This window comes from Agrobacterium burrii (genome assembly GCF_017313405.1).
Taxonomy (GTDB): domain Bacteria; phylum Pseudomonadota; class Alphaproteobacteria; order Rhizobiales; family Rhizobiaceae; genus Agrobacterium; species Agrobacterium burrii.
The window spans coordinates 662,216-686,068 of record NZ_JAFLNA010000001.1 but is presented as its reverse complement, the minus strand read 5'-3'; the positions used below and the strand labels follow the sequence as shown (position 1 = coordinate 686,068).

Annotated in this window: 21 protein-coding genes; 12 read left to right on the top strand and 9 right to left on the bottom strand. The window is 60.0% G+C overall.

The genetic code is table 11. The features are described from left to right. Positions 1 to 2: 2 nt before the first annotated feature. Entirely contained in the window at positions 3 to 1,559 is a 1,557-nt protein-coding gene (locus tag JZX89_RS03450) for a phospholipase D family protein (protein WP_207133066.1), read from the bottom strand. A gap of 167 nt (positions 1,560 to 1,726) precedes the next feature. Here JZX89_RS03450 and JZX89_RS03445 point away from each other — a divergent pair, with 167 nt between their 5' ends. Genes JZX89_RS03445 through JZX89_RS03435 form a run of 3 tightly spaced genes read left to right on the top strand, consistent with a single transcriptional unit; the run spans position 1,727 to position 3,047 of the window. Next, the gene (locus JZX89_RS03445) at positions 1,727 to 2,041 is read left to right on the top strand and encodes an ArsR/SmtB family transcription factor (protein ID WP_153513813.1); all 315 of its coding nucleotides are present in this window, start codon (positions 1,727 to 1,729) and stop codon (positions 2,039 to 2,041) included. Beyond that, complete coding sequence (locus JZX89_RS03440) at positions 2,038 to 2,397, top strand: SRPBCC family protein (RefSeq protein ID WP_207133065.1); 360 nt, start codon at positions 2,038 to 2,040, stop codon at positions 2,395 to 2,397. The genes JZX89_RS03445 and JZX89_RS03440 overlap by 4 nt, the downstream gene beginning before the upstream one ends. A 38-nt stretch (positions 2,398 to 2,435) precedes the next feature. Beyond that, on the top strand, positions 2,436 to 3,047 hold the full coding sequence (locus JZX89_RS03435; protein ID WP_149897521.1) for an ATP-dependent Clp protease proteolytic subunit: 612 nt from the start codon (positions 2,436 to 2,438) through the stop codon (positions 3,045 to 3,047). Positions 3,048 to 3,090: 43 nt separating this feature from the next. On the opposite strand, the gene parE is transcribed toward JZX89_RS03435, so the two are convergent. Continuing rightward, positions 3,091 to 5,211, bottom strand: a complete 2,121-nt coding sequence (gene parE, locus JZX89_RS03430; protein WP_207133064.1) for a DNA topoisomerase IV subunit B — start codon at positions 5,209 to 5,211, stop codon at positions 3,091 to 3,093. A 208-nt stretch (positions 5,212 to 5,419) separates the two neighbouring features. On the opposite strand from parE, the gene JZX89_RS03425 reads away from it, so the two are divergent. The 4 genes from JZX89_RS03425 to pyrG all read left to right on the top strand — a co-directional run bounded on the left by JZX89_RS03425 (position 5,420) and on the right by pyrG (position 9,650). Further along, positions 5,420 to 6,301 carry an alpha/beta hydrolase gene (locus JZX89_RS03425; protein ID WP_207133063.1) on the top strand — a complete coding sequence of 294 codons (882 nt, stop codon included), beginning with the start codon at positions 5,420 to 5,422 and terminating at the stop codon, positions 6,299 to 6,301. Between the two features lie 216 nt (positions 6,302 to 6,517). Then, positions 6,518 to 7,288, top strand: coding sequence for a triose-phosphate isomerase (gene tpiA, locus JZX89_RS03420; protein ID WP_207133062.1), 771 nt, complete (start codon positions 6,518 to 6,520; stop codon positions 7,286 to 7,288). Between the two features lie 115 nt (positions 7,289 to 7,403). Then, positions 7,404 to 7,862 carry a preprotein translocase subunit SecG gene (secG, locus tag JZX89_RS03415; protein WP_207133061.1) on the top strand — a complete coding sequence of 153 codons (459 nt, stop codon included), beginning with the start codon at positions 7,404 to 7,406 and terminating at the stop codon, positions 7,860 to 7,862. Between the two features lie 150 nt (positions 7,863 to 8,012). Continuing rightward, the gene (gene pyrG, locus JZX89_RS03410) at positions 8,013 to 9,650 is read left to right on the top strand and encodes a CTP synthase (RefSeq protein WP_369809523.1); all 1,638 of its coding nucleotides are present in this window, start codon (positions 8,013 to 8,015) and stop codon (positions 9,648 to 9,650) included. A 220-nt stretch (positions 9,651 to 9,870) separates the two neighbouring features. Here the strand turns inward: pyrG and fumC are convergent, their stop codons facing one another. Continuing rightward, positions 9,871 to 11,262, bottom strand: a complete 1,392-nt coding sequence (gene fumC, locus JZX89_RS03405) for a class II fumarate hydratase (RefSeq protein WP_153513783.1) — start codon at positions 11,260 to 11,262, stop codon at positions 9,871 to 9,873. 410 nt (positions 11,263 to 11,672) lie between these two features. Here fumC and JZX89_RS03400 point away from each other — a divergent pair, with 410 nt between their 5' ends. Continuing rightward, positions 11,673 to 13,619, top strand: a complete 1,947-nt coding sequence (locus tag JZX89_RS03400) for a L,D-transpeptidase family protein (RefSeq protein WP_246746652.1) — start codon at positions 11,673 to 11,675, stop codon at positions 13,617 to 13,619. A gap of 73 nt (positions 13,620 to 13,692) precedes the next feature. Here JZX89_RS03400 and JZX89_RS03395 read toward each other — a convergent pair whose 3' ends face one another. Continuing rightward, a complete protein-coding gene (locus tag JZX89_RS03395) occupies positions 13,693 to 14,394 on the bottom strand; it encodes an HAD family hydrolase (protein ID WP_207133059.1) in 702 nt (233 codons plus the stop codon). Positions 14,395 to 14,584: 190 nt separating this feature from the next. On the opposite strand from JZX89_RS03395, the gene rpiA reads away from it, so the two are divergent. From rpiA to JZX89_RS03375, 4 genes are all read left to right on the top strand, one after another. Then, on the top strand, positions 14,585 to 15,280 hold the full coding sequence (rpiA, locus tag JZX89_RS03390; RefSeq protein ID WP_207133058.1) for a ribose-5-phosphate isomerase RpiA: 696 nt from the start codon (positions 14,585 to 14,587) through the stop codon (positions 15,278 to 15,280). 16 nt (positions 15,281 to 15,296) lie between these two features. Then, positions 15,297 to 15,866 (top strand): DUF2059 domain-containing protein, encoded by a 570-nt coding sequence (locus JZX89_RS03385; protein WP_149897529.1) that lies wholly within the window; start codon positions 15,297 to 15,299, stop codon positions 15,864 to 15,866. A 147-nt stretch (positions 15,867 to 16,013) separates the two neighbouring features. After that, complete coding sequence (gor, locus tag JZX89_RS03380) at positions 16,014 to 17,402, top strand: glutathione-disulfide reductase (protein WP_207133057.1); 1,389 nt, start codon at positions 16,014 to 16,016, stop codon at positions 17,400 to 17,402. A 250-nt stretch (positions 17,403 to 17,652) separates the two neighbouring features. Continuing rightward, entirely contained in the window at positions 17,653 to 19,029 is a 1,377-nt protein-coding gene (locus tag JZX89_RS03375) for a class II 3-deoxy-7-phosphoheptulonate synthase (RefSeq protein ID WP_207133056.1), read from the top strand. A gap of 68 nt (positions 19,030 to 19,097) precedes the next feature. Here the strand turns inward: JZX89_RS03375 and JZX89_RS03370 are convergent, their stop codons facing one another. From JZX89_RS03370 to sfsA, 5 genes are all read right to left on the bottom strand, one after another. After that, entirely contained in the window at positions 19,098 to 20,837 is a 1,740-nt protein-coding gene (locus tag JZX89_RS03370; protein WP_207133055.1) for a TadG family pilus assembly protein, read from the bottom strand. Position 20,838: 1 nt separating this feature from the next. Next, positions 20,839 to 21,261 carry a TadE/TadG family type IV pilus assembly protein gene (locus JZX89_RS03365; protein ID WP_153513778.1) on the bottom strand — a complete coding sequence of 141 codons (423 nt, stop codon included), beginning with the start codon at positions 21,259 to 21,261 and terminating at the stop codon, positions 20,839 to 20,841. Between the two features lie 148 nt (positions 21,262 to 21,409). After that, complete coding sequence (gene radC, locus JZX89_RS03360; protein ID WP_153513777.1) at positions 21,410 to 22,246, bottom strand: RadC family protein; 837 nt, start codon at positions 22,244 to 22,246, stop codon at positions 21,410 to 21,412. 13 nt (positions 22,247 to 22,259) lie between these two features. After that, positions 22,260 to 23,093: a type I methionyl aminopeptidase gene (map, locus tag JZX89_RS03355; RefSeq protein WP_153513776.1), complete on the bottom strand. Its 834-nt coding sequence runs from the start codon at positions 23,091 to 23,093 to the stop codon at positions 22,260 to 22,262. 31 nt (positions 23,094 to 23,124) lie between these two features. After that, entirely contained in the window at positions 23,125 to 23,844 is a 720-nt protein-coding gene (gene sfsA, locus JZX89_RS03350) for a DNA/RNA nuclease SfsA (protein WP_207133054.1), read from the bottom strand. Positions 23,845 to 23,853 lie beyond the last annotated feature (9 nt).

Sequence of the window (23,853 nt, the reverse complement as noted above, 5' to 3'; positions counted from 1 at the left end):
CCTCAAAGCTGCGATTCAAGCGGCAGGAAACGCATGATGCCGGCGATGATCCGGCGGCTGATGGCCGCGTCTGGTTCACGCCGGTATATGGTTGGTTGGCCCTGTTCTTCGGTCATCCAGACGATGCGCTTTCTATCGTCAATATCTAGCTCGAAGCTCATGGTGCGGCGGATTTCTTCGGTGAAGATTTCATCCATGCGGGCAACCAGCGGGGCCGAGTTGAAAACGACGCCCATTTCCGTGTTGAGCGAGGCGGAGCGCGGATCGAAATTGAGCGAGCCGATATAGCCGGTCTTGCCATCGCGGGTGAAAGCCTTGGTGTGCAGGCTCGCCTGTCCCGAACCGCGCAGGGTGAAGCCGCCCTGATCGGCCTGCGAGCGCAATTCATGCAGATGCACCCCACCCAATAGCAGCGGCTTTCGATAACGGGCGTACCCGGCGTGAACGGCGGCGACATCGGTTGCGGCCAGCGAATTGGTGAGGATGGCGAGCGACACGCCGCGCTCGGCAAGGTTCAGGAAAATATCGACGCCATGTTTGCCGGGAATGAAATAGGGCGAGGTGATGTGCAGGCTCTCTGCCGCCGCCTGCATCAGCGGCAGCAGGCTTTCCATCAGGAAATTATGGCCCTTGCGGCGTTTTCCCGCCGCTTTCTCCGGCGGGTCGGCAAGCACATCCGCCGTGTCGACCCAGTGCAGGCGGTCCGACATCAGGAAGTGATCGCGGCCATATTGGCTTTCGACGCGCTCCAGATAGGGTTTTGCCGCCTCGCTTTTCGGCAGAGCATCAAGCTCACGCCGTAATCTGGCAAGCTTGCTCGGTCGTCTGGCCAGAAGCGAGCGTACCGGCACGGAAACGGCGCTGTTCCAGTAATCATCGAAAATTTCAGTGGCGTCGGCAACGATCCTGCCGAAGCCGAGAATATCGAAATCGTGGAAATTCGCCCGTTCGGCGGCATCGAAATAGGCGTCGCCAATATTGCGGCCGCCGACGATCACGGCCCGTCCGTCGGCAATCCACGCCTTGTTGTGCATGCGCCGGTTGACGCTTCGGAAGCGTAGCACCAGCTCCAGTCCTCGATACAGGATGTTTTCCCGCGCCCTTGTGGGATTGAAAAGCCGCAGCTCGATATTCGGATGGCTGTCGATGGCGTGGAATATTCGGTCGGAGATGGAGACGCCGAGATCGTCGAGAAGCAGCCGCACGCGCACGCCGCGGTCGGCGGCGGCGATGACTTCGCGCATCATCAGCCGCCCGGTCAGATCGGCATTCCACATGTAATACATGAGATCGAGGCTGCGCCCCGCCGCCCGTGCCGCCGCCATGCGCACCGCAAAGGCATCAAGATTGGAATGCAGCAGGCAGAGCGCGTTTTTCTCGTTCCAGCCGTTTTTTATCGACTGCCAGTGCCGGTCAAGCCCGGTTTCATCCTCCGCCACGGGCAGGGCGGTGGAAGGGCGCTTGGGAATGGCCTTTTCCCGCTGTTTGCCGATGACGACGAACAGGCCCGATCCGAGGACCAGCAGAAGAATGGCAATGAAGACCGTAAATGCAGTCACTTGGTTTGATCGCTCCCCAGCCTGAAGATTATCAGGCCGGGTGAAAACGCGCGAGGGCCTAAAGCGTTCACGGCATAAGAGAATTTTGGTTTCCCATAAAGCTGGCTGGTGGAACCGATACGCGATGGGGGCTTGTGAATCACATAAGTCTATGCTTATGTGTTGTCATGACAGAGAACGATATTTTCCGGGCGTTGGCCGATCCGACCCGCCGCGCCATTTTCGAAAAACTGGCGGATGGCGCCATGAACGCTTCCGCCCTGCGCGAAGGGATCGAGATCAGCCAGCCGGCCATGTCGCAGCACCTGTCGGTCCTGCGCGGCGCCGGGCTTGTGGTTGAACGGCGGCAGGGCCGTTTCGTCAATTACGAGGTCGATCCGGACGGGCTGACACGGATTGCGACCTGGCTCGGAAAATACCGCGCCTACTGGCCGCAACGCATAGAGGCTCTCAAGCTCCTGCTGAAGGATATGGATCAATGAACAGGCAAACGCCCGCAGCGCCGAAAAACGGTCTTGAGCTTGAATATGATCTGGACGAGCCGCCACAGAAGGTCTGGCGTGCGATCAGCATTCCGGCGTTTCGCGAACACTGGTTGCCGAAGGAGGCGCTGGCGGAACCCGAGGCGATCGATATCAAGCCCGGTCAGGAAGTCTGCTACAGGCTGCGGGAGGATCACCCGCCATTTCTGGAAAGCACCGTCACCTTCAGGATCGCCTCAAACGACCGGGGCGGCACCAGCCTGCGGGTCATTCATGAGTTGCCGGTCACCAAGCCCAGCCGGATGACAAAGGCCGCCGCAAACCACAACGGTTCGCCGATCAAGCTCGCCGCCTGATCCATTTCCCGACATTTTCAAACGACAGGAGTTCGCCAATGCGCGAAGCGATGCAACTCGTCCCTATGGTAGTCGAACAATCCGCAAGGGGAGAACGGTCTTTCGACATCTATTCCCGCCTGTTGCGGGAAAGGATCATCTTTCTCAACGGTGAGGTCAACGATGCTGTTTCCGCGCTGGTCTGCGCGCAATTGCTATTTCTGGAGGCGGAAAACCCGAAGAAGCCGATCCATCTCTACATCAACTCACCGGGTGGCGTCGTGACCAGCGGTCTCGCAATGTATGACACCATGCGCTACATCCGCGCGCCGGTTCATACTCTGTGCATGGGGACTGCCCGCTCGATGGGCTCGTTCCTGCTTATGGCCGGCGAACCGGGGGCGCGGGCGGCATTGCCCAACGCCAGCATCCTCATTCACCAGCCGTCCGGCGGTTTTCAGGGGCAGGCGTCGGATATGCTCATCCATGCTGAAGAAATCAGGCAGACAAAGCACCGCATGACGCGGCTTTATGCCGAGCATTGCAAGCGCAGCTACGACGAGTTCGAAGCGGCCATGGATCGCGACCGTTTCATGACGGTGGAAGAGGCACAGGAATGGGGATTGATCGACCGCATTCTGGACGTTCGCGAGGATGTTGCGGCAGCATGACTCAAAGCGTCCCGGCCTGCGCATGGCTGGCCGGGACGGATGATCAGATATCCAGATTATCCGCAAATGCCGCGCGTTCCTGAATGAAGCGGAAGCGGGCGTCCGCTTTCGTGCCCATCAGATTGTCGACAGCCTCGCGGGTGCCTTCAAAATCCACGTCATCGATCTCGACGCGCAGCAGGGTGCGCTTGCCGGGATCCATGGTGGTTTCCTTCAGCTGCGCGGCCATCATCTCGCCGAGGCCTTTGAAGCGGCCGATTTCGACCTTCTTGCCCTTGAACATGGTCTCCATCAATTCGGCGCGATGGGCGTCGTCGCGGGCATAGGCGCTCTTTGCGCCCTGACGGATGACGTAAAGCGGCGGCACGGCCAGATAGAGGTGGTTGCCGCGAATGAGTTCCGGCATTTCCTGATAGAAGAAGGTGATGAGCAGCGAGGCGATATGCGCGCCATCGACATCGGCATCGGTCATGATGATGATGCGCTCGTAGCGCAAATCCTCTTCGCGGTATTTGGTGCGTGTGCCGCAACCGAGCGCCTGAATGAGATCGGCGATCTGCTGGTTGGCGGAGAGTTTTTCGCGGCTGGCACTGCCGACGTTGAGGATTTTACCGCGCAGCGGCAGGATGGCCTGATTGGCGCGGTTGCGCGCCTGCTTGGCCGAGCCGCCAGCCGAATCACCCTCGACGATGAAGAGTTCGGCATTTTCGGCCGTGTTCTGCGAGCAGTCCGCCAGCTTGCCGGGCAGGCGCAGCTTGCGCACCGCCGTCTTGCGGTTGACTTCCTTTTCCTTGCGGCGGCGCAGGCGGTCCTCGGCACGCTCGATCACCCAGTCGAGCAGCTTGTCCGCTTCGCCCGGATTACCGGCGAGGTAATGGTCGAAGGGATCGCGGAGCGCATTTTCAACGATGCGCTGGGCCTCGACGGTGGCGAGCTTGTCCTTGGTCTGGCCGACGAATTCCGGCTCGCGGATGAAGACCGAGAGCATGCCGGCTGCCGAAATCATCACGTCATCGGTGGTGATTTCCTTGGCGCGCTTGTTCTGCGTCAGCTCGGCGTAGTTCTTCAGGCCCTTGGTCAGCGCGATGCGGAAACCGGCCTCATGCGTGCCGCCTTCGGGGGTCGGAATGGTGTTGCAATAGGAATGGATCTGCGTATCGCCGCCATACCAGGTGACCGCCCATTCCAGCGCGCCGTGGCCGCCGGTCTTTTCGGTGCGGCCTGAGAAAATCTCGCGGGTGACTGTGAATTCCTTGCCGAGAGTGGCGGCCAGATAATCCTTCAGGCCGCCCGGAAAATGGAACACGGCCTTTTCGGGGATTTCGCCATCGGCCGGCACCATGCCGGGGTCGCAGCTCCAGCGGATTTCAACGCCGCCGAACAGATAGGCCTTGGAGCGGGCCATGCGGAAGATGCGGGCCGGTTCGAATTTGGCGTGATCGCCGAAAATCTGCGGATCGGGATGGAAACGCACACGGGTGCCGCGGCGGTTGTGCACATCGCCCAGTTCCTCGAGCCCGCCGATCGGCGCGCCGCGCGAAAAACGCTGGCGGTAGAGCTTGCGGTTACGGGCGACTTCCACTTCCAAGAGATCGGACAGCGCATTGACCACGGACACGCCGACGCCGTGCAGGCCGCCTGACGTCTCATAGGCCTTGCCGTCGAACTTGCCGCCGGCATGCAGCTTGGTCATGATGACTTCGAGCGTCGATTTGCCGGGAACCTGCGGGTGGTTTTCCACCGGGATACCACGACCGTTGTCGGTGACGGTCAGGAAGCCTTCGGCATCGAGATGGACCTCGATGAAATTGGCGTGGCCGGCGACGGCCTCGTCCATGGAGTTGTCGATGACTTCGGCAAAGAGGTGGTGCAGCGCCTTTTCGTCGGTGCCGCCAATATACATGCCGGGCCGCATGCGCACCGGCTCCAGCCCTTCGAGCACGCGGATCGATGATGCGCCATAGTCGTCACCGGAAGGAGACACGGGCGCGGGTGGAGCAGGCGGGTTGGCGGCCGCAACGGCTGCGGGTTTCGGCTGCACGTTTACATTCGCAGCTGCGGTCGCCGGGGCCTTCGCGGGTTTGCCCGCGTCCTCGTTCGTTGCCGTTTCGCTGTTTTGTGCCGCCGGAAGACCGGAGAAGAGATCGTTGCTGTCGTCCATCATGTCCAAGGTTCAAAAATAGTGTCGTCAGAATTTCGCCAGGCGAATCATTTTGTATATGGGGGCGATTATAACGCCAAAGATGTAAGGCATGTGGCCGAATGCGGCGTGCCACTTGCAGAGACCATGTCAGGGTTTCGCAACAGGAGGATTGCGCCGCCGCCCTTGTGATGGCAAGTCTCGCAGCCACGAATGAACGGTTAGCCAAGTCATGTCCACAGCTCATTTCACGTTTTGTACTCTTTTCTGCCTGACTGTTGCGGTGATGCCGGGCGCTGCTTCCGCTGCCGATGGGCCGCTGCGGCCCTTCAAGGACGAGCTGTTTTCCAGCCAGACGGTGCTTTCCACCGGGGATGGTGGTGCATCCGAGGTGATCGATTATCAGGAAATGCGCGACATTAACGGCCGCGACGAGGTGCCGGAGCGCCGGGTGAAGCGACAATATGTCGATATGACGCCGAAGAAGGCGCAGGCGCTGGAAACCGTATCGGTGGCGGGCAGGGCGCTTGAGGTCGGGCGCGTCGGGCCAGCATCGGGGCAGGCCTTCACGGTGGTTTTCATTCACGGGCGCGGCGGCGACCGGCGGCTGGGCATGAACGACTATACGTTCGGCGGCAATTTCAACCGGCTGAAAAATCTCGCTGTTGCCAATGGCGGCACCTATTATGTGCCGAGCGTGCGCTCCTTCGATGAAAACGGCGTTGCCGATGTTGCGGCGCTGATTGCCGATGCGGCTCAGAAATCGGGTGGAAAGCCCGTAGTGCTGGCCTGTGCCTCGATGGGCAGTTTCATCTGTTATGGCATCAGCCGCGACAAGGTTGCTGTTGCCGATCTCAAGGGCATAGCGATCCTCGGCGGCGCGGTCGATCCCGATTTTCCGAAGAGCGCCTTTGCCAGGGCGAAAAAACCGGTCTGGTTCACCCATGGCAGCGCTGACAAGGTCTATTCGGCGGATCAGCAGGCGACGATCTTTCGTGCATTGCTGAAGGCCGGCGAGCCGGCGCGGTTTACCCGGTTCGAGACAGGTAGCCACGGAACGCCGGTGCGCATGACCGACTGGCGGGCGGTTTTGAACTGGATTTTAAGCCGCTGAGGCCTCTATTTTGGGTCAGCGGCGGCGAATTTCCAGAAATTGACCGTCGTTTTGAACCTTCGGGCCGCTTTTTTGTACCATTTGTTGCCGGGGCCGTTTAAAGGAATATCCCGGGATTTCCGGCAGTGTTTCTGTCGCGATTATGGGCCGTGAGACGGCTGAGGGAAGGGGTGCTGCCACAGGCGGCGGCCTCGAGACAAAGGGAATGGGATACGCATGACGCCGAATGTTCGACCGCTTGTTGCCGGAAACTGGAAGATGAACGGCACGCGTGCCTCGCTCGATCAGATCAAGGCCATGGCAGAGGGCGTCAAGGGCGCGCTGTCGGAGAAGGTGGATGCGCTGATCTGCCCGCCCTCCACGCTGCTTTATGTGGCGACGGCGCTGTGCGATGACAGCCCGCTGCTGATCGGCGCGCAGGATTGCCACCAGAACGCTGCCGGCGCGCATACCGGCGATATTTCCGCCGAGATGATCGCCGACTGCTTCGGCACCCATGTCATCGTCGGCCATTCCGAGCGCCGCACTGACCACGCCGAGACGGATCATCTGGTGCGCGCCAAGGCTGTTGCGGCCCATCAGGCCGATCTTATCGCCATCGTCTGCATTGGCGAGACGGCGGATGAGCGCAAGGCGGGCCAGACGCTCGACATCCTCAAGCGCCAGCTGGCCGGCTCCTTGCCGGATGAAGCGACCGCTGAAAACACCGTCATCGCCTATGAGCCTGTCTGGGCGATCGGCACCGGTCTCACCCCCACCACGCAGGATGTGCGCGAGGCCCATGCCTTCATGCGCGACGAACTCGTCAAGCGCTTCGGTGATGCCGGCAAGACCATGCGTATTCTCTATGGCGGTTCGGTGAAGCCCGCCAATGCGCTGGAACTGATGGGCGTCGAGAACGTCGATGGCGCGCTGATCGGCGGCGCCAGCTTGAAAGCCTCGGACTTCCTTTCCATCTATGCGGCATATGAGCAACTGACGGCCTGAGACCAGCTTTCCTGTCACAGGGGTTGGAAAGGGGCTTGGAATAAACCTTCGCCTCATGTAAAGAGCCGCGAAACCTTCTTTGTAGTGCTCCGCGCGGGGCATGGAATGGATTGTCATGCAGACCGTTTTGATTGTTATACACCTCATGATCGTGCTGGCGCTCGTCGGCGTGGTCCTGATCCAGCGTTCCGAAGGCGGCGGCCTCGGTATCGGCGGCGGTTCGGGCTTCATGTCCGCGCGCGGAACGGCCAATGCGTTGACCCGCACCACGGGTATCCTCGCCGCGCTGTTCTTCCTGACGTCGCTCGGCCTTGGTCTTATGACCCGTTACGAAGCGCGCCCGACCGATATTCTGAACCGTATTCCGGCCACGCAAGGTCAGGGCAACGGCATTCTCGACACGCTCGGCCCAGCAACGACGCCCGCAACGCCGGCTCCGGCTGGAAATGGCGTTCCGACCAACAATGGCGCAGCAGCGCCCGCCCAGACGGCTCCGGCTCCTGCCGCTTCCGGTACGGCCGCCCCGGCACCGGCGCAGCCCGCCGATCCGAACGCAGTTCCGACCGGTCAATAAGCCCGGTTCTGATTTAACACTCCGGCAGGCCAAAAGCCTGCCGGTTTTCTTTTGTTCGCATTCCGCCGCGTCCCATCGTAAATTCGTCAACAGCGAATTTTCGAAAGCATGAAATTTGGGCTGGCGGAATCAGAGGTAAAAAGGTATCCGGTGAATCCCATGGCGCGATATGTATTCATCACAGGCGGCGTGGTCTCCTCTTTAGGTAAGGGCATCGCCGCAGCAGCACTCGGAGCTTTGTTGCAATCCCGTGGTTATCGGGTGCGGCTTCGCAAACTCGACCCCTATCTGAACGTCGATCCCGGCACCATGAGCCCGACACAGCACGGCGAAGTGTTCGTGACGGATGACGGTGCCGAGACGGACCTCGACCTTGGCCACTATGAGCGCTTCACAGGGCGTTCGGCCACCAAGACCGACAACATTACGACCGGTCGCATCTACAAGAACATCATCGACAAGGAACGCCGCGGCGACTATCTCGGCGCAACCGTTCAGGTCATTCCGCACGTTACCAACGAGATCAAGGATTTCGTGATCGAAGGCAATGACGATTACGATTTCGTCATCTGCGAGATCGGCGGCACGGTGGGTGACATCGAGGCGATGCCGTTCATGGAGGCGATCCGCCAACTCGGCAACGACCTGCCGCGCGGTACAGCGATTTATCTTCACCTGACGCTGATGCCCTATATTCCGGCGGCAGGCGAACTGAAGACCAAGCCGACCCAGCATTCCGTAAAGGAACTGCAGGCGCTCGGTATTCACCCCGACATTCTTTTGGTGCGCGCCGACCGGGAAATCCCGGAAGCGGAACGCCGCAAGCTCTCGCTGTTCTGCAACGTGCGTCAGTCCGCCGTCATTCAGGCGCTGGATGCGGCGAACATCTATGACGTGCCGATGGCTTACCACAAGGAAGGCCTCGATTCGGAAGTGTTGGCCGCTTTCGGCATAGAGCCTGCGCCGAAGCCGCGTCTGGAACAGTGGGAAGAAGTTTGCAACCGCATCCGCACGCCGGAAGGCGAGGTAACGATTGCGATCGTCGGCAAATATACCGGCCTCAAGGATGCCTATAAGTCGTTGATCGAGGCGCTGCACCACGGCGGCATCTCCAACCGCGTCAAGGTGAAGCTGGAGTGGATCGAGTCGGAAGTCTTCGAAAAGGAAGATCCGACGCCCTATCTCGAAAAGGTCAATGGTATCCTCGTGCCGGGCGGTTTCGGCGAACGCGGTTCGGAAGGCAAGATCATGGCGGCGCAGTTCGCCCGTGAGCGCAAGGTGCCCTATTTCGGCATCTGCTTCGGCATGCAGATGGCGGTCGTAGAAGCGGCCCGTCATCTCGCCGGCATTGAAAATGCCTCGTCCACCGAGTTCGGTCCGACCGCTGAGCCTGTCGTCGGCCTGATGACGGAATGGGTAAAGGGCAACGAACTGGAAAAGCGCTCCAACAAGGGCGATCTCGGCGGCACCATGCGTCTCGGCGCTTACAAGGCGGCGCTGAAGAAAGACACCAAGATCGCCGACATCTACGGTTCCACCGAGATTTCCGAGCGCCACCGCCACCGTTACGAGGTGAATGTGGACTACAAGGACCGTCTGGAAAATTGCGGCCTGGTCTTTTCGGGCATGTCTCCGGACGGTGTCCTGCCGGAAACGGTGGAATATCCTGACCATCCCTGGTTCATCGGAGTGCAGTACCACCCGGAACTGAAGAGCCGCCCGCTCGACCCGCATCCGCTGTTTGCCAGCTTCGTCGAGGCGGCGGTGGAGCAGAGCCGGCTGGTTTGACGGTTTGAATGATTACGAAGAGGGCCGCTTTTGCGGCCCTTTTTGTATGCGCTCTCTGTCGTCATGCTCGGGCCTGTCCCGAGCATCTGCTACGTTGCGATTGGCGATACGTTTGCAGATCCTCGGCACAAGACCGAGGATGACGTCGCGCAGCGATGTATGTTTAAACAAAAAAACGGGCCAGAAGGCCCGTTCTGCATTTCACCAAAATCCAAACCGATCACTTCGGTCCGATCATGTTTTCCGGACGCACGAACTGGTCGAATTCCTCGTTGGTGAGGTATCCGCCGCCGACGGTTTCTTCGCGCAGGGTCGTGCCGTTCTTGTGGGCGGTCTTGGCGATCTTGGCGCAGATGTCGTAGCCGAGCTTGCCGTTCAGCGCTGTCACCAGCATCAGCGAATTTTCGACACCCTTGCGGATATTGTCTTCGCGTGCCTCGATACCGACGACGCAATTGTCGGTGAAGGAGACGGCGGCGTCGCCCAGAAGCTGGACCGACTGCAGGAAGTTGTAGGCCATCATCGGGTTATAGACGTTGAGCTCGAAGTGGCCTTGCGAGCCGGCAAAGGAGAGGGCGGCATTGTTGCCGAAGATGTGGGCGCAAACCTGCGTCAGTGCTTCGGACTGGGTGGGGTTGACCTTGCCCGGCATGATCGATGAGCCGGGTTCGTTTTCCGGCAGCGACAATTCGCCAAGACCGGCGCGCGGGCCGGAGCCAAGGAAGCGGATGTCGTTGGCGATCTTGAAGAGTGCAGCGGCAGCGGCATTGATTGCGCCATGCGAGAAGACCATGGAATCATGCGAGGCGAGCGCCTCGAACTTGTTCGGCGCGGTGACGAAGGGCAGGCCGGTGATCTTGGAAATCTCGTCGGCGACCTTTTCGGCGAAACCCACCGGGGCGTTGAGGCCCGTGCCGACAGCCGTGCCGCCCTGGGCGAGCTTGGAAATTGCCGGCAGCGTCAGTTCGATATTGGCAATCGCCGAGGCGACCTGCGCGGCATAACCGGAGAATTCCTGGCCGAGCGTCAGCGGGGTCGCATCCTGCGTGTGGGTACGGCCGATCTTGATGATCTTCTCGAACTGCTTGACCTTGGCTTCCAGCGCCGTGTGCAGGTGCTTGAGCGCCGGCAGCAGGTGGTGAACGATCTCTTCCACGCAGGCGATGTGCATCGCGGTGGGGTAAGTGTCGTTCGAGGACTGGCTCATATTGACGTGGTCATTGGGGTGAACGGGCTTCTTGGTGCCCATTTCGCCGCCGAGCATTTCGATTGCGCGGTTGGAAATCACCTCATTGGCATTCATGTTGGACTGCGTGCCGGAACCGGTCTGCCAGACGACCAGCGGGAAATGCTCGGTCAGCTTGCCGTCGATGACTTCCTGCGCAGCGGCAATGATGGCGTCGCCAACCTTGGGGTCGAGACCGGCCAGCGCCATGTTGGCGCGGGCGGCTGCCTGCTTGACGATGCCCAGCGCACGAACGACAGAGGCGGGCTGCTTTTCCCAGCCGATCTTGAAGTTGCCGAGCGAGCGCTGCGCCTGCGCGCCCCAATAGCGATCGGCCTGAACTTCAATGGGTCCAAATGTATCGGTTTCCGTCCGTGTGGCTGTCATCAATCTTGCCTTTTTACTCGTGTTCCTCCGCCAAAACGGCGCCTTCGCCCGCCTTGCGCGGCCGATATATAGAATCATCGCGCCGGCAATGAAAGCGCTGCAATGCGGCAGGGGCAGATATTTCCCGCCGTGTTAAAGCGATTTCGACATCAGGGCAGGGCCGGGGTGAAAAACGGACCGGCGTGGCATTTTTACTACGTCCCGAAGTGTCCGGAAAACCGGGCTTTCCGTGGCATGCGAGCGGTGTGGCAAACCACGGCAAAGTGAATGAAATAAATAGAAATTTAACCATTCTCGCCAATTCTGGAAATTACGTTTTTATGGCTTTGGCTGTATCATAAGGTTCATTTCGGCACGGTTGTGAACTTTGGGCGTTTCTTTTCAACGGGCCGTCTATCGGCTAGACAGGCATGAAACTGATGCAAGCCGTTTTTCTGGCTGTGCTGGGTGCTACGAGGATCAAATTGCAAGTCACATCTGGAAAAACATCGGCAGCGCTGGTGCTGGTTCTCGGTCTTTCCGTTTCCACCGCTCTTCCCGGCAGCGCCGGTGCGGTAACGCTGATGGACCTTCTGCGCGGCGGCCCGGGCAAGGTTGCGCGTGACCGCGGTGAATTGCCGCCGGCCGGTGTCGTCACCTCGCCGTCGGTTTCAGGACCGAGCGCCGATGCTTCCGATCCCGAGCCCCTGCCGCGCGTTTCCGGCCCGCGTTATTACGACTACAAGGCGGATACCGCCCGCGCTGTGAACACGGCCAATTTCAGTGACGATCTCGCCAATCTGAAGTTCAGCGCCACGCCGGAAATCGCCAAGGCGCTGGAAGCCTATTATGGCGCCGGCGGCAAGACGCTATGGGTTTCGGAAGGTGAGTTGACCGAACGTGCCAAGGCCGTCATCGCCTTCTTCGAGACCGTTGGCGAAAGCGGCCTCGATCCGGCTGATTACAGCATTTCCGCACCGGCAAAGGATGTGACCGCCAGCATCAGCAGCAATGCTTCCGGCACGACGGCAACCGGTACGCCGGTGGAAACGGCATCGGCATCGACCTCCGACGCCTATCAGCGGGCGCAGATGCGGTTCGAACTGGCGCTGTCTGCCAAGGTTCTGGCCTATGTGCAGGATACGACCCGCGGCCGTGTCGATCCGAACCGGCTCTCCGGCTACCATGATTTCAAGCGCAAGACGGTGAACCTTACCCCCGTGCTGAAGCTTGCCGGCCTCAGCCCGGATGTCGGCGCCTATCTGCGCAGCCGCGAACCATCGAGTGCCGAATATCAGGCACTGAAGGCTGACCTTGCCCGCCTGCGTGGTGAGGGTGATGCGGCTCACACCGTCCGCGTTCCCGCCGATCTGGTGCTGAAGCCCGGCAATAGCAGCGCTGATATGGCCAATGTGGTCAAGGCGATCGAACATCGCGCTTCGCCCGCCTTCAAGGCGCAGCATGCGGCGATCATTTCGGGCTACCTGCAGACGCAGGATTATACGCCTGATCTCGTCGATCTGGTGAAGGCGTTCCAGAGCGAAAACGGCCTGAAGCCGGATGGCGTCATCGGCCGCGCCACCGTTCGCGCCATGGTTGGCGAAAGCAACGAGGCGAAGATCGCCAAGCTGCAGGTGGCCATGGAGCAGATCCGCTGGCTGCCGGCCGATCTCGGCCAGCGTTACGTCCTCATCAATCAGCCCGCCTTCATGGCCTATTACCATAATGATGGCGTGGAACAGTTCGGCATGAAGGTGGTCGTCGGCTCCAAGGCCAACCAGACTTATTTCTTCCAGGACGAAATCCAGACCGTCGAGTTCAATCCCTATTGGGGCGTGCCGCAGTCGATCATCGTCAACGAGATGCTGCCGAAGCTGCGTCGCGATCCGTCCTATCTCGACCGGCTGGGTTACGAAGTGCAGGTTGGCGGCCGTGCGGTCTCCTCCACCAGCGTCAACTGGTACGGATCGACCAATGCCGTTTCCGTGCGCCAGCCGCCAAGCAGTGACAATGCGTTGGGCGACCTGAAGATCCTGTTCCCCAATGCGCATGCCATCTACATGCATGACACACCGGCCAAGAGCTTCTTCAACCGCGACATGCGGGCGCTGAGCCACGGCTGTATCCGTCTGGTCGATCCGCGCCGTATGGCGGCTGCGGTTCTCGGCACCAGCGTCGACAAGGTGGGCGAGCAGATTGCTTCGGGCAAGAACCGCGCCGTGCAGGTGCCGGTGAAAATCCCGGTCTACGTTGCTTATTTCACCGCCTGGCCGGACAAGGATGGCAAGGTGCAGTTCTTCGACGACGTCTATGATCGTGACAGCTATGTGCAGAAGGCGTTTGCCGTGACGACGAAGGCGCGGGCCGCGTCTATCTGATTAGGACAATCTCGAAAAAAAAGCGCCGGAAAGGGCGCTTTTTTGTTTGATAGCGGCTGGACGGTTCGGCTTTTCAGGCCGCAGCGGCGCCCTTGGCGATGAGCTTCTTGAAGAGTGCCGGCGTCAGTGCTGCAAAATCATCGATCACGACGTCAGGTTCAAGCTCGGCCATCGGCACATCCGTATAACCGAAGGTCACGCCGATTGACGGCACTGCGGCGTTCTTTGCGGCGAGAATATCGTTGATGCTGTCACCGACCATGATGGAACGCCTGCTATCGCCGCCGGCCTTTTCGATGGTGCCGAGAATATGGCGGGCATCCGGCTTGCGGAAGGCGAAGGTGTCGCCGCAGGTGATGGCCGCGAAATAGGGCGTGAGCCCGAGTTTTTCGAGCAGCGGCAAAGCGAGGATTTCGGTCTTGTTGGTGCAGACGGCAAGTGTGATGCCGGCTTCCGAGAGCGCATCCAGCGTGTTGACAATGCCGGGATAGGGGCGGCTTTCACCCGGCATTTCGGCGCGATAATGGGTGATGAAACGCTCGTAAAGCGGATCGATCTCGGCTTCCGGTAGTTCCGTCTGGCGCAATGCGAAAGCCCGCTTGATCATCACCCGCGCACCCTGGCCGACGAGGTGGGTCAGGTCGTCATAGGTGACGGGGGCAAGGCCAGCAACGGCGATGGTGTGGTTGAGGCTCGAGACCAGGTCGGCGGCGGTATCGACGAGCGTGCCGTCGAGATCGAAAATGGCGAGCGGAGAGAGCGGGCGGGATGTCACGGGAACGGGCCTCTTGGAGAATGCGGGTGTCGAGGTGTCGGTGCTTTTATTCCTGCCAAGCCTAGGCAAACGGGCCTGTCTTTGCAACCGCGTCACAACGTTCTGTTCGTTGGCTTGAAAAAGGCTTTCGTTTGGCTTTCGACCCGTGTAAACAGCACGGCGACGACAAAGCTACCGGAGTTTCAGGCACATGGATGCCCGCCAGATGAAGATCAAGGCCGCCGAGGCCGCATTGTCCCATGTGCAAGACGGGATGAGGCTTGGTATCGGCACGGGTTCGACGGCCGAGGAATTCGTCAGGCTTCTGGCCGAGAAGGTCGCCGCTGGTCTGAAAGTCGAGGGCGTGCCGACATCCGAACGCACAGCACGTCTGTGCGTCGAGCTTGGCGTGCCGCTGAAATCTCTCGATGAATTGCCTGAACTGGATCTGACCATCGACGGCGCGGACGAGGTGGATCATGCATTGCGGCTCGTCAAGGGCGGCGGCGGCGCGCTTCTGCGCGAAAAGGTCGTCGCGGCGGCATCCGCCCGTATGATCGTCATCGCCGACCAGACGAAGGTGGTGGAGACGCTGGGCGCCTTTCCGCTTCCCATCGAAATCAACCCTTTCGGCCAGGTGGCGACGCGCATCGCCATCGAGAAACTGGCGGCGCGGTCCGGTCTTTCCGGCACGCTGACGATGCGTTCGTCCGGTGACGGCGTGTTCATGACGGATGGCGGACACCTGATCCTCGACGCATCTTTTGGCCGTATTCCTGATGCAGAAGCGCTAGCACGCGAGCTGAACGCTATTCCCGGTGTTGTCGAGCACGGACTTTTCATAAATTTGGCATCGCTTGCCATCATCGCGGGTCCTGAAGGCGCCCGCGTGATGCAGGCAGTATAACAGGAGCGAGATTTTCATGATCAAACTAGCGGGACTGGGCAAAGCTGCCGCTGCTTCGATCCTCATTTCCGGCGTTGTGTTCGGTACTGCCGCACGCGCTCAGGAAATTTCGGAAGCGCATGTTACTGCCGCACGGCAGGCAATCGCCTCTCTTGGCGTTACCGACCGTTTTGACGACATTCTGCCTGGACTGGCAGAGCGTCTGAAGGCCGAACTCATTCAGGCCTCGCCGAACGTCGAAGACGCCATCACCGAGACCGTCGATGCCAAGGCTCTCGAGCTTGCGCCGCGCCGCGCCGATCTGGAACGCGAGGCTGCACTCACTTATGCGCGCGCCTTCAGCGTTGAAGAGCTGAACGCCATTTCCGCCTTCTACAGCAGCGAAGCGGGCAAGAAGCTCCTGAAGGACGGCCCGATCGCCACGCGCGAACTGATGAAGGCCGCCGATATCTGGGCCGCCGGCATCAACCGCGATCTCAACGCGTCCAGCATGTCGGAACTGCAGAAGGTTGCCGGCGCAGATCTGAAGCCGCTTCCGGCCGATCAGAACGCCACGGGCGGCGCTCCGGCTGCTCCCAAGCCCTGATTAAATGAACAGACAGTTCAGAAATATTCAAAGCCCGGTCGCAAGACCGGGCTTTTCATTTGTGCGTCGCAGCACCTATATGTGCCGTGAAGACGCCACCGTTCGCCTTGAAGGCTGATGGCGTGGTTTTGATCAGGGGTTTTGACTATGACAGCTTATGACTACGATCTTTTCGTCATCGGTGGCGGCTCGGGCGGCGTGCGCAGCGGCCGCGTGGCGGCCTCGCTCGGCAAGCGCGTGGGGATTGCTGAAGAATATCGTTATGGCGGCACCTGCGTCATTCGCGGCTGCGTGCCGAAGAAGCTGTTCGTCTACGCCTCGCAATTCCCCGAACATTTCGAGGATGCCGAAGGTTTCGGCTGGAGCGTTGGTGAGCGCCGTTTCGACTGGAAGAAGCTGATCGCGGCCAAGGACAAGGAAATTACCCGTCTGGAGGGGCTGTATCGCAAGGGGCTGGAAAACGCCAAGGCCGATATTTTCGACAGCCGCGCTGAACTGGTAGATGCCCATACCGTGAAGCTTACAAAAACCGGTGAGACCTTCACGGCCGAGCGTATCGTTATTGCCGTCGGCGGCACGCCGAACGAGCACAAGGCGCTGCCGGGCCATGAGCTGACGATCTCCTCCAACGAGGCTTTCGATCTCGAAGAATTGCCGAAATCGATCCTGATTGCCGGCGGCGGTTACATCGCCGTGGAATTCGCCAATATCTTCCACGGGCTCGGTGTCGAAACGACGCTGATCTATCGCGGCAAGGAAATCCTGTCGCGATTCGATCACGACATGCGCAAGGGCCTGCATGAAGCGATGGTGGCCAAGGGCATCAAGATTATTCTCGAAGACGTCATCCAGGAGGTCAGCAGTGACGGTTCCGGCGGCTTCGTGGCGCGCACGTTGCAGGGCCAGTCTCTGCATGTGGGTCTCGTCATGCTGGCGCTGGGGCGCGACCCCAATTCCAAGGGTCTCGGCCTTGAAAATGCGGGTGTGAAGGTGGATGCGCGTGGCGCAATCATCGTCGACGATTATTCGCGCACCAATGTGCCAAACATCTTCGCGCTGGGTGACGTCACCGATCGGGTACAGCTGACACCAGTGGCGATCCATGAGGCCATGTGCTTCATCGAAACCGAATACAAAAACAACCCGACCAAGCCGGATCACGAGCTGATCGCGACTGCGGTGTTCTCGCAGCCGGAAATCGGTACCGTCGGGCTTTCGGAAGAGGAAGCGGGCAAGAAATATCCGGAACTGGAAGTCTATCGCGCCCAGTTCCGGCCGATGAAGGCGACGCTTTCCGGCCGTCAGGAAAAGACGATCATGAAGCTGATCGTCAATGCCGCTGACCGCAAGGTTGTCGGCGTGCATATTCTCGGCCACGAGGCGGGTGAGATGGCGCAGCTTTTGGGCATCACGCTGAAAGCCGGCTGCACCAAGGATGATTTCGACCGCACCATGGCGGTTCATCCGACGGCGTCCGAGGAACTGGTGACGATGTATACGCCGAGCTACCGGGTGGTGAATGGCGAGCGCGTGTAGCGCTGATACGAGCGTGATATAATCGCCGTCCAAATCTGCCTGTCGCCCTTCGAAACCGGTGTTTTTCGGATGGCGGTGGGTTTGTTAAATCGTTTGAATTGACTTTTGTGCGTCTCAAGCGCTCAAAACGGGCAGAACGAGCCTGTTGGTCGGGAGATCGGCTATGCAAAGTCGATGCTTGGAGCTATAAGCCGCTCAAATTTTGGAGGCGGCCGCGTCGCTATTGCGCGGGCGAAAAAAGGGTAAGAACATGGCACAGAATTGGACACCCGGCAGCTGGCGTCAAAAACCGATCCAGCAGGTTCCCGAATATCCTGACGCAGCAGCGCTTGCGGCAACGGAAGCCACGCTCGCGACCTATCCGCCGCTGGTTTTTGCCGGTGAGGCCCGCCGCCTGAAGAAGCAGCTTGCCAATGTGGCTGAAGGCAACGCCTTCCTGCTGCAGGGCGGTGATTGCGCCGAAAGCTTCCTCGAGCATGGCGCGGACAATATCCGCGACTTCTTCCGCGCCTTCCTGCAGATGGCTGTCGTCCTGACTTATGGCGCGCAGCTGCCTGTCGTGAAGGTTGGGCGTATCGCCGGCCAGTTCGCCAAGCCGCGCTCTTCCAACGTGGAAGTGCTCGATGGCGTGACGCTGCCGTCTTACCGCGGTGACATCATCAACGGCATTGAATTCAACGAGGGCTCGCGCATACCGAGCCCGGAGCGCCAGCTCGATGCCTACCGCCAGTCGGCGGCGACGCTGAACCTGCTGCGCGCTTTCGCAATGGGCGGTTATGCCAACCTTGAAAACGTTCACCAGTGGATGCTTGGCTTCATCAAGGACAGCCCGCAGGCGGACCGCTACCGCAAGCTGGCCGACCGGATTTCCGAAACCATGAACTTCATGCAGGCGATCGGTATCAGCGCGGAAAACAATCCGAGCCTGCGCGAAACCGATTTCTTCACCAGCCATGAGGCTCTGCTGCTCGGTTACGAAGAGGCGCTGACCCGCGTCGATTCCACCTCCGGCGATTGGTACGCGACGTCCGGCCACATGATCTGGATCGGCGACCGCACGCGCCAGCTCGACCATGCGCATGTGGAATATTTCCGCGGCATCAAGAACCCGATTGGCCTGAAATGCGGTCCGTCGCTGACGCCTGATAATCTGATCGAGCTGATCGATGCGCTGAACCCGGCGAACGAGGCCGGCCGTCTGACGCTGATTTGCCGTTTCGGCCATGACAAGGTTGCCGACAGCCTGCCGAAGCTCATTCGTGCAGTCGAGAAGGAAGGGCGCAAGGTCGTCTGGTCCTGCGATCCGATGCATGGCAACACGATCACGCTCAACCACTACAAGACGCGTCCGTTCGAGCGCATCCTGTCGGAAGTCGAAAGCTTCTTCCAGATCCACCGCGCAGAAGGCACACATCCGGGCGGCATCCACATTGAGATGACCGGCAAGGACGTGACGGAATGCACGGGTGGTGCACGGGCCGTGACGGCGGATTCGCTGTCGGACCGTTACCACACCCATTGCGATCCGCGCCTCAACGCCGATCAGGCACTGGAGCTGGCGTTCCTTCTCTCCGAGCGCATGAAGAGCGGCCGGGACGAGAAGCGTCTGGCGATTGCCAACGTCTGATATAAAGAGCGATCAAATGAAAAGCCGCCGGGATATTTCCCGGCGGCTTTTTGTGTCTATCTGCGGGGTTATTGCACCAGCGCCGGCTGCTGGCAGCGCACATCGGTGACGCGCACATCGGCTTCGCCGATCTTGACGCCGAGAACCAGAAGCACGTTGTAGAGCAACTGATCGACCGGCGTGGTAACCACCGCAAGCGTGTTGGCAAGCGCTGCCTGAATGCCCGCCAGGCCTCCCAGATCGAGGTTGAGGAAGAGCAGTCTGATATCCAGATTGAGGTTCTTCAGCAGCGAGCTGACAAGAGTGGTGACGGTGTCCTTGGTGGATACGCTCTTGATCTTGGCCTGCGTGATATCCGACTGCGTGAAGGTCAGCTTGGTCTTCGTCATGTTGGTGGCATTGATGAGGGCGCTGCCATTGATGGCAAGCAGCGCTGAATCGACGATTGCCGCCTTGGTGACACGCGGGTCCTTGCCGAAATTGGCAAAAGCGGAGGTATCGACGTTGCCGAGCGCGATTTCCGCGACGCCGGGAACGACCTCTACATCGACTGTTCCCTGTCCGCCGCCGGTGCAGCGAATATCGGCAAGCCGTGCTTCGGCATGGGCGACTTCCACATAAAGCGGGATATTGACCTTGAGGCCGGCAATGGCCTGAAGCCCGTCCACCACAACACTGACGGCCAGCCGGGTCTGTGCGGTGCGCACGATGGTGCCCTGGCCACCAACGGCGAGCGACGGGGTTTCGACCGGCGGTTCACCGATGGCAAGCGTCGCCTTGACGGAGGCGAGACCGAGAACATTGGCGTTGAGATTGAGCGCCAGCTGATCGCCGCCATTGCCGGCAACGGCTGCGGCATTGAGGAGATCGAAGACGCCGGCGGTGACCTTGAGGTTTTCACCACTACCGATCAGCTTGTCCGAGAACGGCCCGAGATTGAGGATCTCTTCGAGTTTAAGTTTGATGTTGCTCTTGTTGGCGGTTTTTTCCAGTGTCTTCAGAATGTTGGCGACAGCCGGCTGCAGGCCGGTGGTTTTGGTCAACGCATTGAGGAATTGGCCGTAGGTGATTTCCGTCTTCAAAACATCCTTGTAGGTGCCGGCGGTGAGCTTGAGATCGATGGCGAGCGCCTCGACGACATGCAGCGCGTTGACATCGGCGGCAACCAGCCCTTGGTAATCCATGAGTTTGAGCGAAACCGTGGTGCCGAGCAGGCCGCCGAGCAGGCTGTTCAAAATACCTTCGTCGAGACTTGCAAGTCGCGATCCCACTGAAAATGCCGCGATCCTCTGGGATGAGGCCGTTCCAACCGCGGAAATCTTGGGCGGCGTGGTGAAGGCGGCGGCGAAGAATATCTGGCCCTTTTCAACGATGTTCACTTTCACCGCATTGGTGGGCAGGGCGTTGTCGACGAACCGCTCGCCGACAGGAACGGTTGCGTCTGGTTCATAATGGCCCTTGATGACCTCGGCGTAACCCTTGCTGCCTGCAAACTCGTTTGCGGGATCGAAGGGCTGAAGACCGTTTGGAGTGAGCAGGCCCTGCGGCGTCTTGACGCCGAGATCCATGCCGTTGAGGGCGAAATATTGCTGCACCGCCCTTTCCGGATCGGCGGCATTGGCGGCCGCCGATATGGCTGCGAGATCGGCGGTTTGCTGCAACTGCCGTTTCTGCAGGGTCAGATAACCGTAATCGACGCCAAGCGCCAGGACGCCGATGAAAAGCGGCGCGGTAAGCCCTGCCGAGATGGCGATGTTGCCCGTTCGATCTTTGAGGAAAGCGGGGAGCAGGGAATGGATAGTTCGCATGTCACGCTCCTCCGATCCGGATGGTGGAAAAACGCCGGATGACCGGCTCTGGCATGGTGTAGCTGTAGAGGCTCCAGATCGGCAGATCGCTGGCGTCATATTCGACCTTGACCGTGAACTGGTTGGCATTGGCAGGATCGGTGGCGACATCGACGGTGAAACGCTTCTTGTCCATGAAGGCGTAGCTGAGATCGCTTTTGGTGACGAAATCCCGGGCAAGCTGCTGGCGCTCGGTTGTATTGAGGCCGGCAACCGCCGTTCTCGCCGCATCTGCGGCGATCTGCTGCACCGAATAGGCCGCCATCAGGTAGATCCCGTAGGCGATCATGGTCAAAAGGACGAGAAAGAAGATCGGCGCGACGATGGCGAACTCGACAGCGTTCGAGCCGGACCGATCGCGAAGGAAACGCACTGCATTACGCATAAAGCACCCCCGTTCTTCAAGGCACCAAGGTTCGATGCCTTGTTTTATTATTTTCGGAAATGCTAATTTATAGGTGTTAATTTTTTGTTGATGCCGCCCTTATGGGTTGCATGCGCGTTAGAGCCTTCGCGTCAGTACCAGTTGATTTTCAAATAAGCCGAAGCCCTTTGAAGCTGGCATGCCCATCCTTGCCGATGATGATGTGGTCGTGAACGGCGATGCCGAGCGGCTTGGCTGTATCGATGATGGTTTTGGTCATCTCGATATCGGCCCGCGAAGGTGTGGGGTCTCCACTTGGGTGATTATGTATTAAAATCAATGCAGTAGAGGATAGTTCAAGGGCGCGGCGCACCACCTCGCGCGGGTAGACCGGTGTGTGGTCCACGGTTCCCTGGCCCTGCACCTCGTCGGCGATCAGGACATTGCGCTTGTCGAGGAACAGGATGCGGAACTGTTCGCGGGTTTCATGGGCCATGACGGCATGACAATAATCGATGACCGAAGACCAAGAGCCGAGAACCTGCTTGTTGCGGATTTCGCTTTTCAGCATGCGCTGGGAAACCGAAGCGACGAGCTTGAGATCGAGCGCCACAGCCTCGCCTACACCCTTCACCTCCTGTAACAGCGGCAAAGGTGCGCCGAGCACGCCGCCAAGCGTTCCGAAGCGGGCGATCAGCGCCTTGGCGATGGGTTTGGTATCGCGCCTCGGGATCAGCCGGAACAGCAGGAGTTCCAGCAACTCGTAATCGGCAAGTGCGGCATCGCCGCCATCGCGGTAACGCGCCCGCAGCCGCTCCCGGTGGCCATGATAATGGGCGATTTCCGCTTCGGGCTCCACAAGGGCCGCGGCAGGATTCTTCGGTGCACTTCGCGGTTCGGCAAAAAAGCCGCGCTCATCCGCCGCGTCGAACAGGTCGCCTTCGCCCGCCTCAAAGCCTGACGTCGGGGAAAGATCGGCGGGAGGCGGGGCAGGGCGTTTTGACATAGGCGGTCTGGCCTTATGCGAGTGGCGGCAGGCCCGGGCGATCAAAGCCGCCCGGTGACAGCGTGAAGATTTCGCAGCCGGTGGTCGTGACGCCGACGGCATGTTCATATTGCGCGGAGAGAGAACGGTCACGTGTCACCGCCGTCCAGCCATCGGAGAGCACCTTCACATGCGGCTTGCCGAGATTGATCATCGGCTCGATGGTGAAGATCATGCCCTCGCGAATTTCCGGCCCTTCCTCCGGCTGGCCGTAATGCAGGATGTTGGGTGTGTCGTGGAACAGGCGTCCGACGCCATGGCCGCAGAAATCGCGCACGACGGAGCAGCGCTCGGCCTCGGCATAGGCCTGGATTGCAGCACCGATCGCACCGGTGCGCACACCGGGCTTCACCGCCGCGATGCCACGCATCAGGCATTCATAGGTCACTTCCATCAACCGCTCGGCGGCGCGCTTGATCTGGCCGACCGGGTACATGCGGCTCGAGTCGCCATGCCAGCCGTCCAGCACATAGGTCACGTCGATATTGACGATATCGCCGTCGCGCAGCGGCTTTTCATCCGGAATGCCATGGCAGACCACATGGTTGATCGAGGTGCAGACGGATTTCGTGTAACCGCGATAATTCAGCGTCGCCGGCAGCGCACCGTGGTCGGCACCGAATTCGAAGACAAAACGGTCGATGGCGTCGGTCGTCACGCCCGGCTTGACGATGGCCGCCAGTTCATCGAGGCAACGCGCCGTCAGCTGGCACGCCTTGCGCATCCCGTCAAAATCCTCAGGCGTATAAAGGCGGATGACGCCCGTGTTCTTGAGGGGGGCGGAGGCTGCGTCGATATAGGTGACCATCTTGGTGCTTTCTGTGTCTTTACGTCCCTGTTCATAAAACAGCCGGACGCCATTCGTCCATCTTAACCGTTCCGCTGACCGAAATTTGTGCCGGGGAGACCGCGCATTTCACCGCATAAGCCTCCACACCACGCGCCATCGCCCGTTGAAATGCCAGCGCATAGACCGGGTCCAGATCGTCGCAGATGCGCATCCGCTCGCAATCGTCGCGCTGGATGAGATAGAGCATCACCGAGCGGTAACCAGCTTCCGCTGCGTCACCCAATTCCTCCAGATGCTTGGCACCGCGCTTGGTGGCGGTGTCAGGAAATTCGGCGAGCCCCTTTTCGCGCATGAAATGCACGTTCTTCACTTCCACATAGGCATCCGGCCGGCCGGGTTCCGATAGCAGGAAATCGATGCGGGAATTGCGGCCGTATTTCTGTTCGCGCCGGATCGTCGAATAGCCGCCAAGTTCAGGGATACGGCCGTACAGGATCGCCTCTTCCGCCAGCCGGTTCGGCATGCCGGTATTGATGCCGACCACGGTGCCATCGGCCTCGACCATTTCAAACATGTGCCGGTATTTGCGGGTCGGGCTGTCATGTTCGGAGAGCCAGATGCGCGAACCCGGCGTCGTCAGCCCGCGCATGGAGCCGGTATTGGGACAGGAGCCGGTAATCGCCGTGCCGTCGTCGAGAACGGCATCGAAGAGGAAACGCTTGTAGCGGGAAATCAGCGTGGCGGGAACGAGTGGGGGCGTGAAGAACATGTGGCCTGA

Coding starts and splice junctions, on each gene's coding strand:
- JZX89_RS03445 (WP_153513813.1), top strand. CDS start 1,727: ATGACAGAGAACGATATTTTCCGGGCGTTGGCCGATCCGACCCGCCGC.
- JZX89_RS03440 (WP_207133065.1), top strand. CDS start 2,038: ATGAACAGGCAAACGCCCGCAGCGCCGAAAAACGGTCTTGAGCTTGAA.
- JZX89_RS03435 (WP_149897521.1), top strand. CDS start 2,436: ATGCGCGAAGCGATGCAACTCGTCCCTATGGTAGTCGAACAATCCGCA.
- parE (WP_207133064.1), bottom strand. CDS start 5,211: ATGATGGACGACAGCAACGATCTCTTCTCCGGTCTTCCGGCGGCACAA.
- JZX89_RS03425 (WP_207133063.1), top strand. CDS start 5,420: ATGTCCACAGCTCATTTCACGTTTTGTACTCTTTTCTGCCTGACTGTT.
- tpiA (WP_207133062.1), top strand. CDS start 6,518: ATGACGCCGAATGTTCGACCGCTTGTTGCCGGAAACTGGAAGATGAAC.
- secG (WP_207133061.1), top strand. CDS start 7,404: ATGCAGACCGTTTTGATTGTTATACACCTCATGATCGTGCTGGCGCTC.
- fumC (WP_153513783.1), bottom strand. CDS start 11,262: ATGACAGCCACACGGACGGAAACCGATACATTTGGACCCATTGAAGTT.
- JZX89_RS03400 (WP_246746652.1), top strand. CDS start 11,673: ATGAAACTGATGCAAGCCGTTTTTCTGGCTGTGCTGGGTGCTACGAGG.
- rpiA (WP_207133058.1), top strand. CDS start 14,585: ATGGATGCCCGCCAGATGAAGATCAAGGCCGCCGAGGCCGCATTGTCC.
- JZX89_RS03385 (WP_149897529.1), top strand. CDS start 15,297: ATGATCAAACTAGCGGGACTGGGCAAAGCTGCCGCTGCTTCGATCCTC.
- gor (WP_207133057.1), top strand. CDS start 16,014: ATGACAGCTTATGACTACGATCTTTTCGTCATCGGTGGCGGCTCGGGC.
- JZX89_RS03375 (WP_207133056.1), top strand. CDS start 17,653: ATGGCACAGAATTGGACACCCGGCAGCTGGCGTCAAAAACCGATCCAG.
- JZX89_RS03370 (WP_207133055.1), bottom strand. CDS start 20,837: ATGCGAACTATCCATTCCCTGCTCCCCGCTTTCCTCAAAGATCGAACG.
- JZX89_RS03365 (WP_153513778.1), bottom strand. CDS start 21,261: ATGCGTAATGCAGTGCGTTTCCTTCGCGATCGGTCCGGCTCGAACGCT.
- radC (WP_153513777.1), bottom strand. CDS start 22,246: ATGTCAAAACGCCCTGCCCCGCCTCCCGCCGATCTTTCCCCGACGTCA.
- map (WP_153513776.1), bottom strand. CDS start 23,093: ATGGTCACCTATATCGACGCAGCCTCCGCCCCCCTCAAGAACACGGGC.
- sfsA (WP_207133054.1), bottom strand. CDS start 23,844: ATGTTCTTCACGCCCCCACTCGTTCCCGCCACGCTGATTTCCCGCTAC.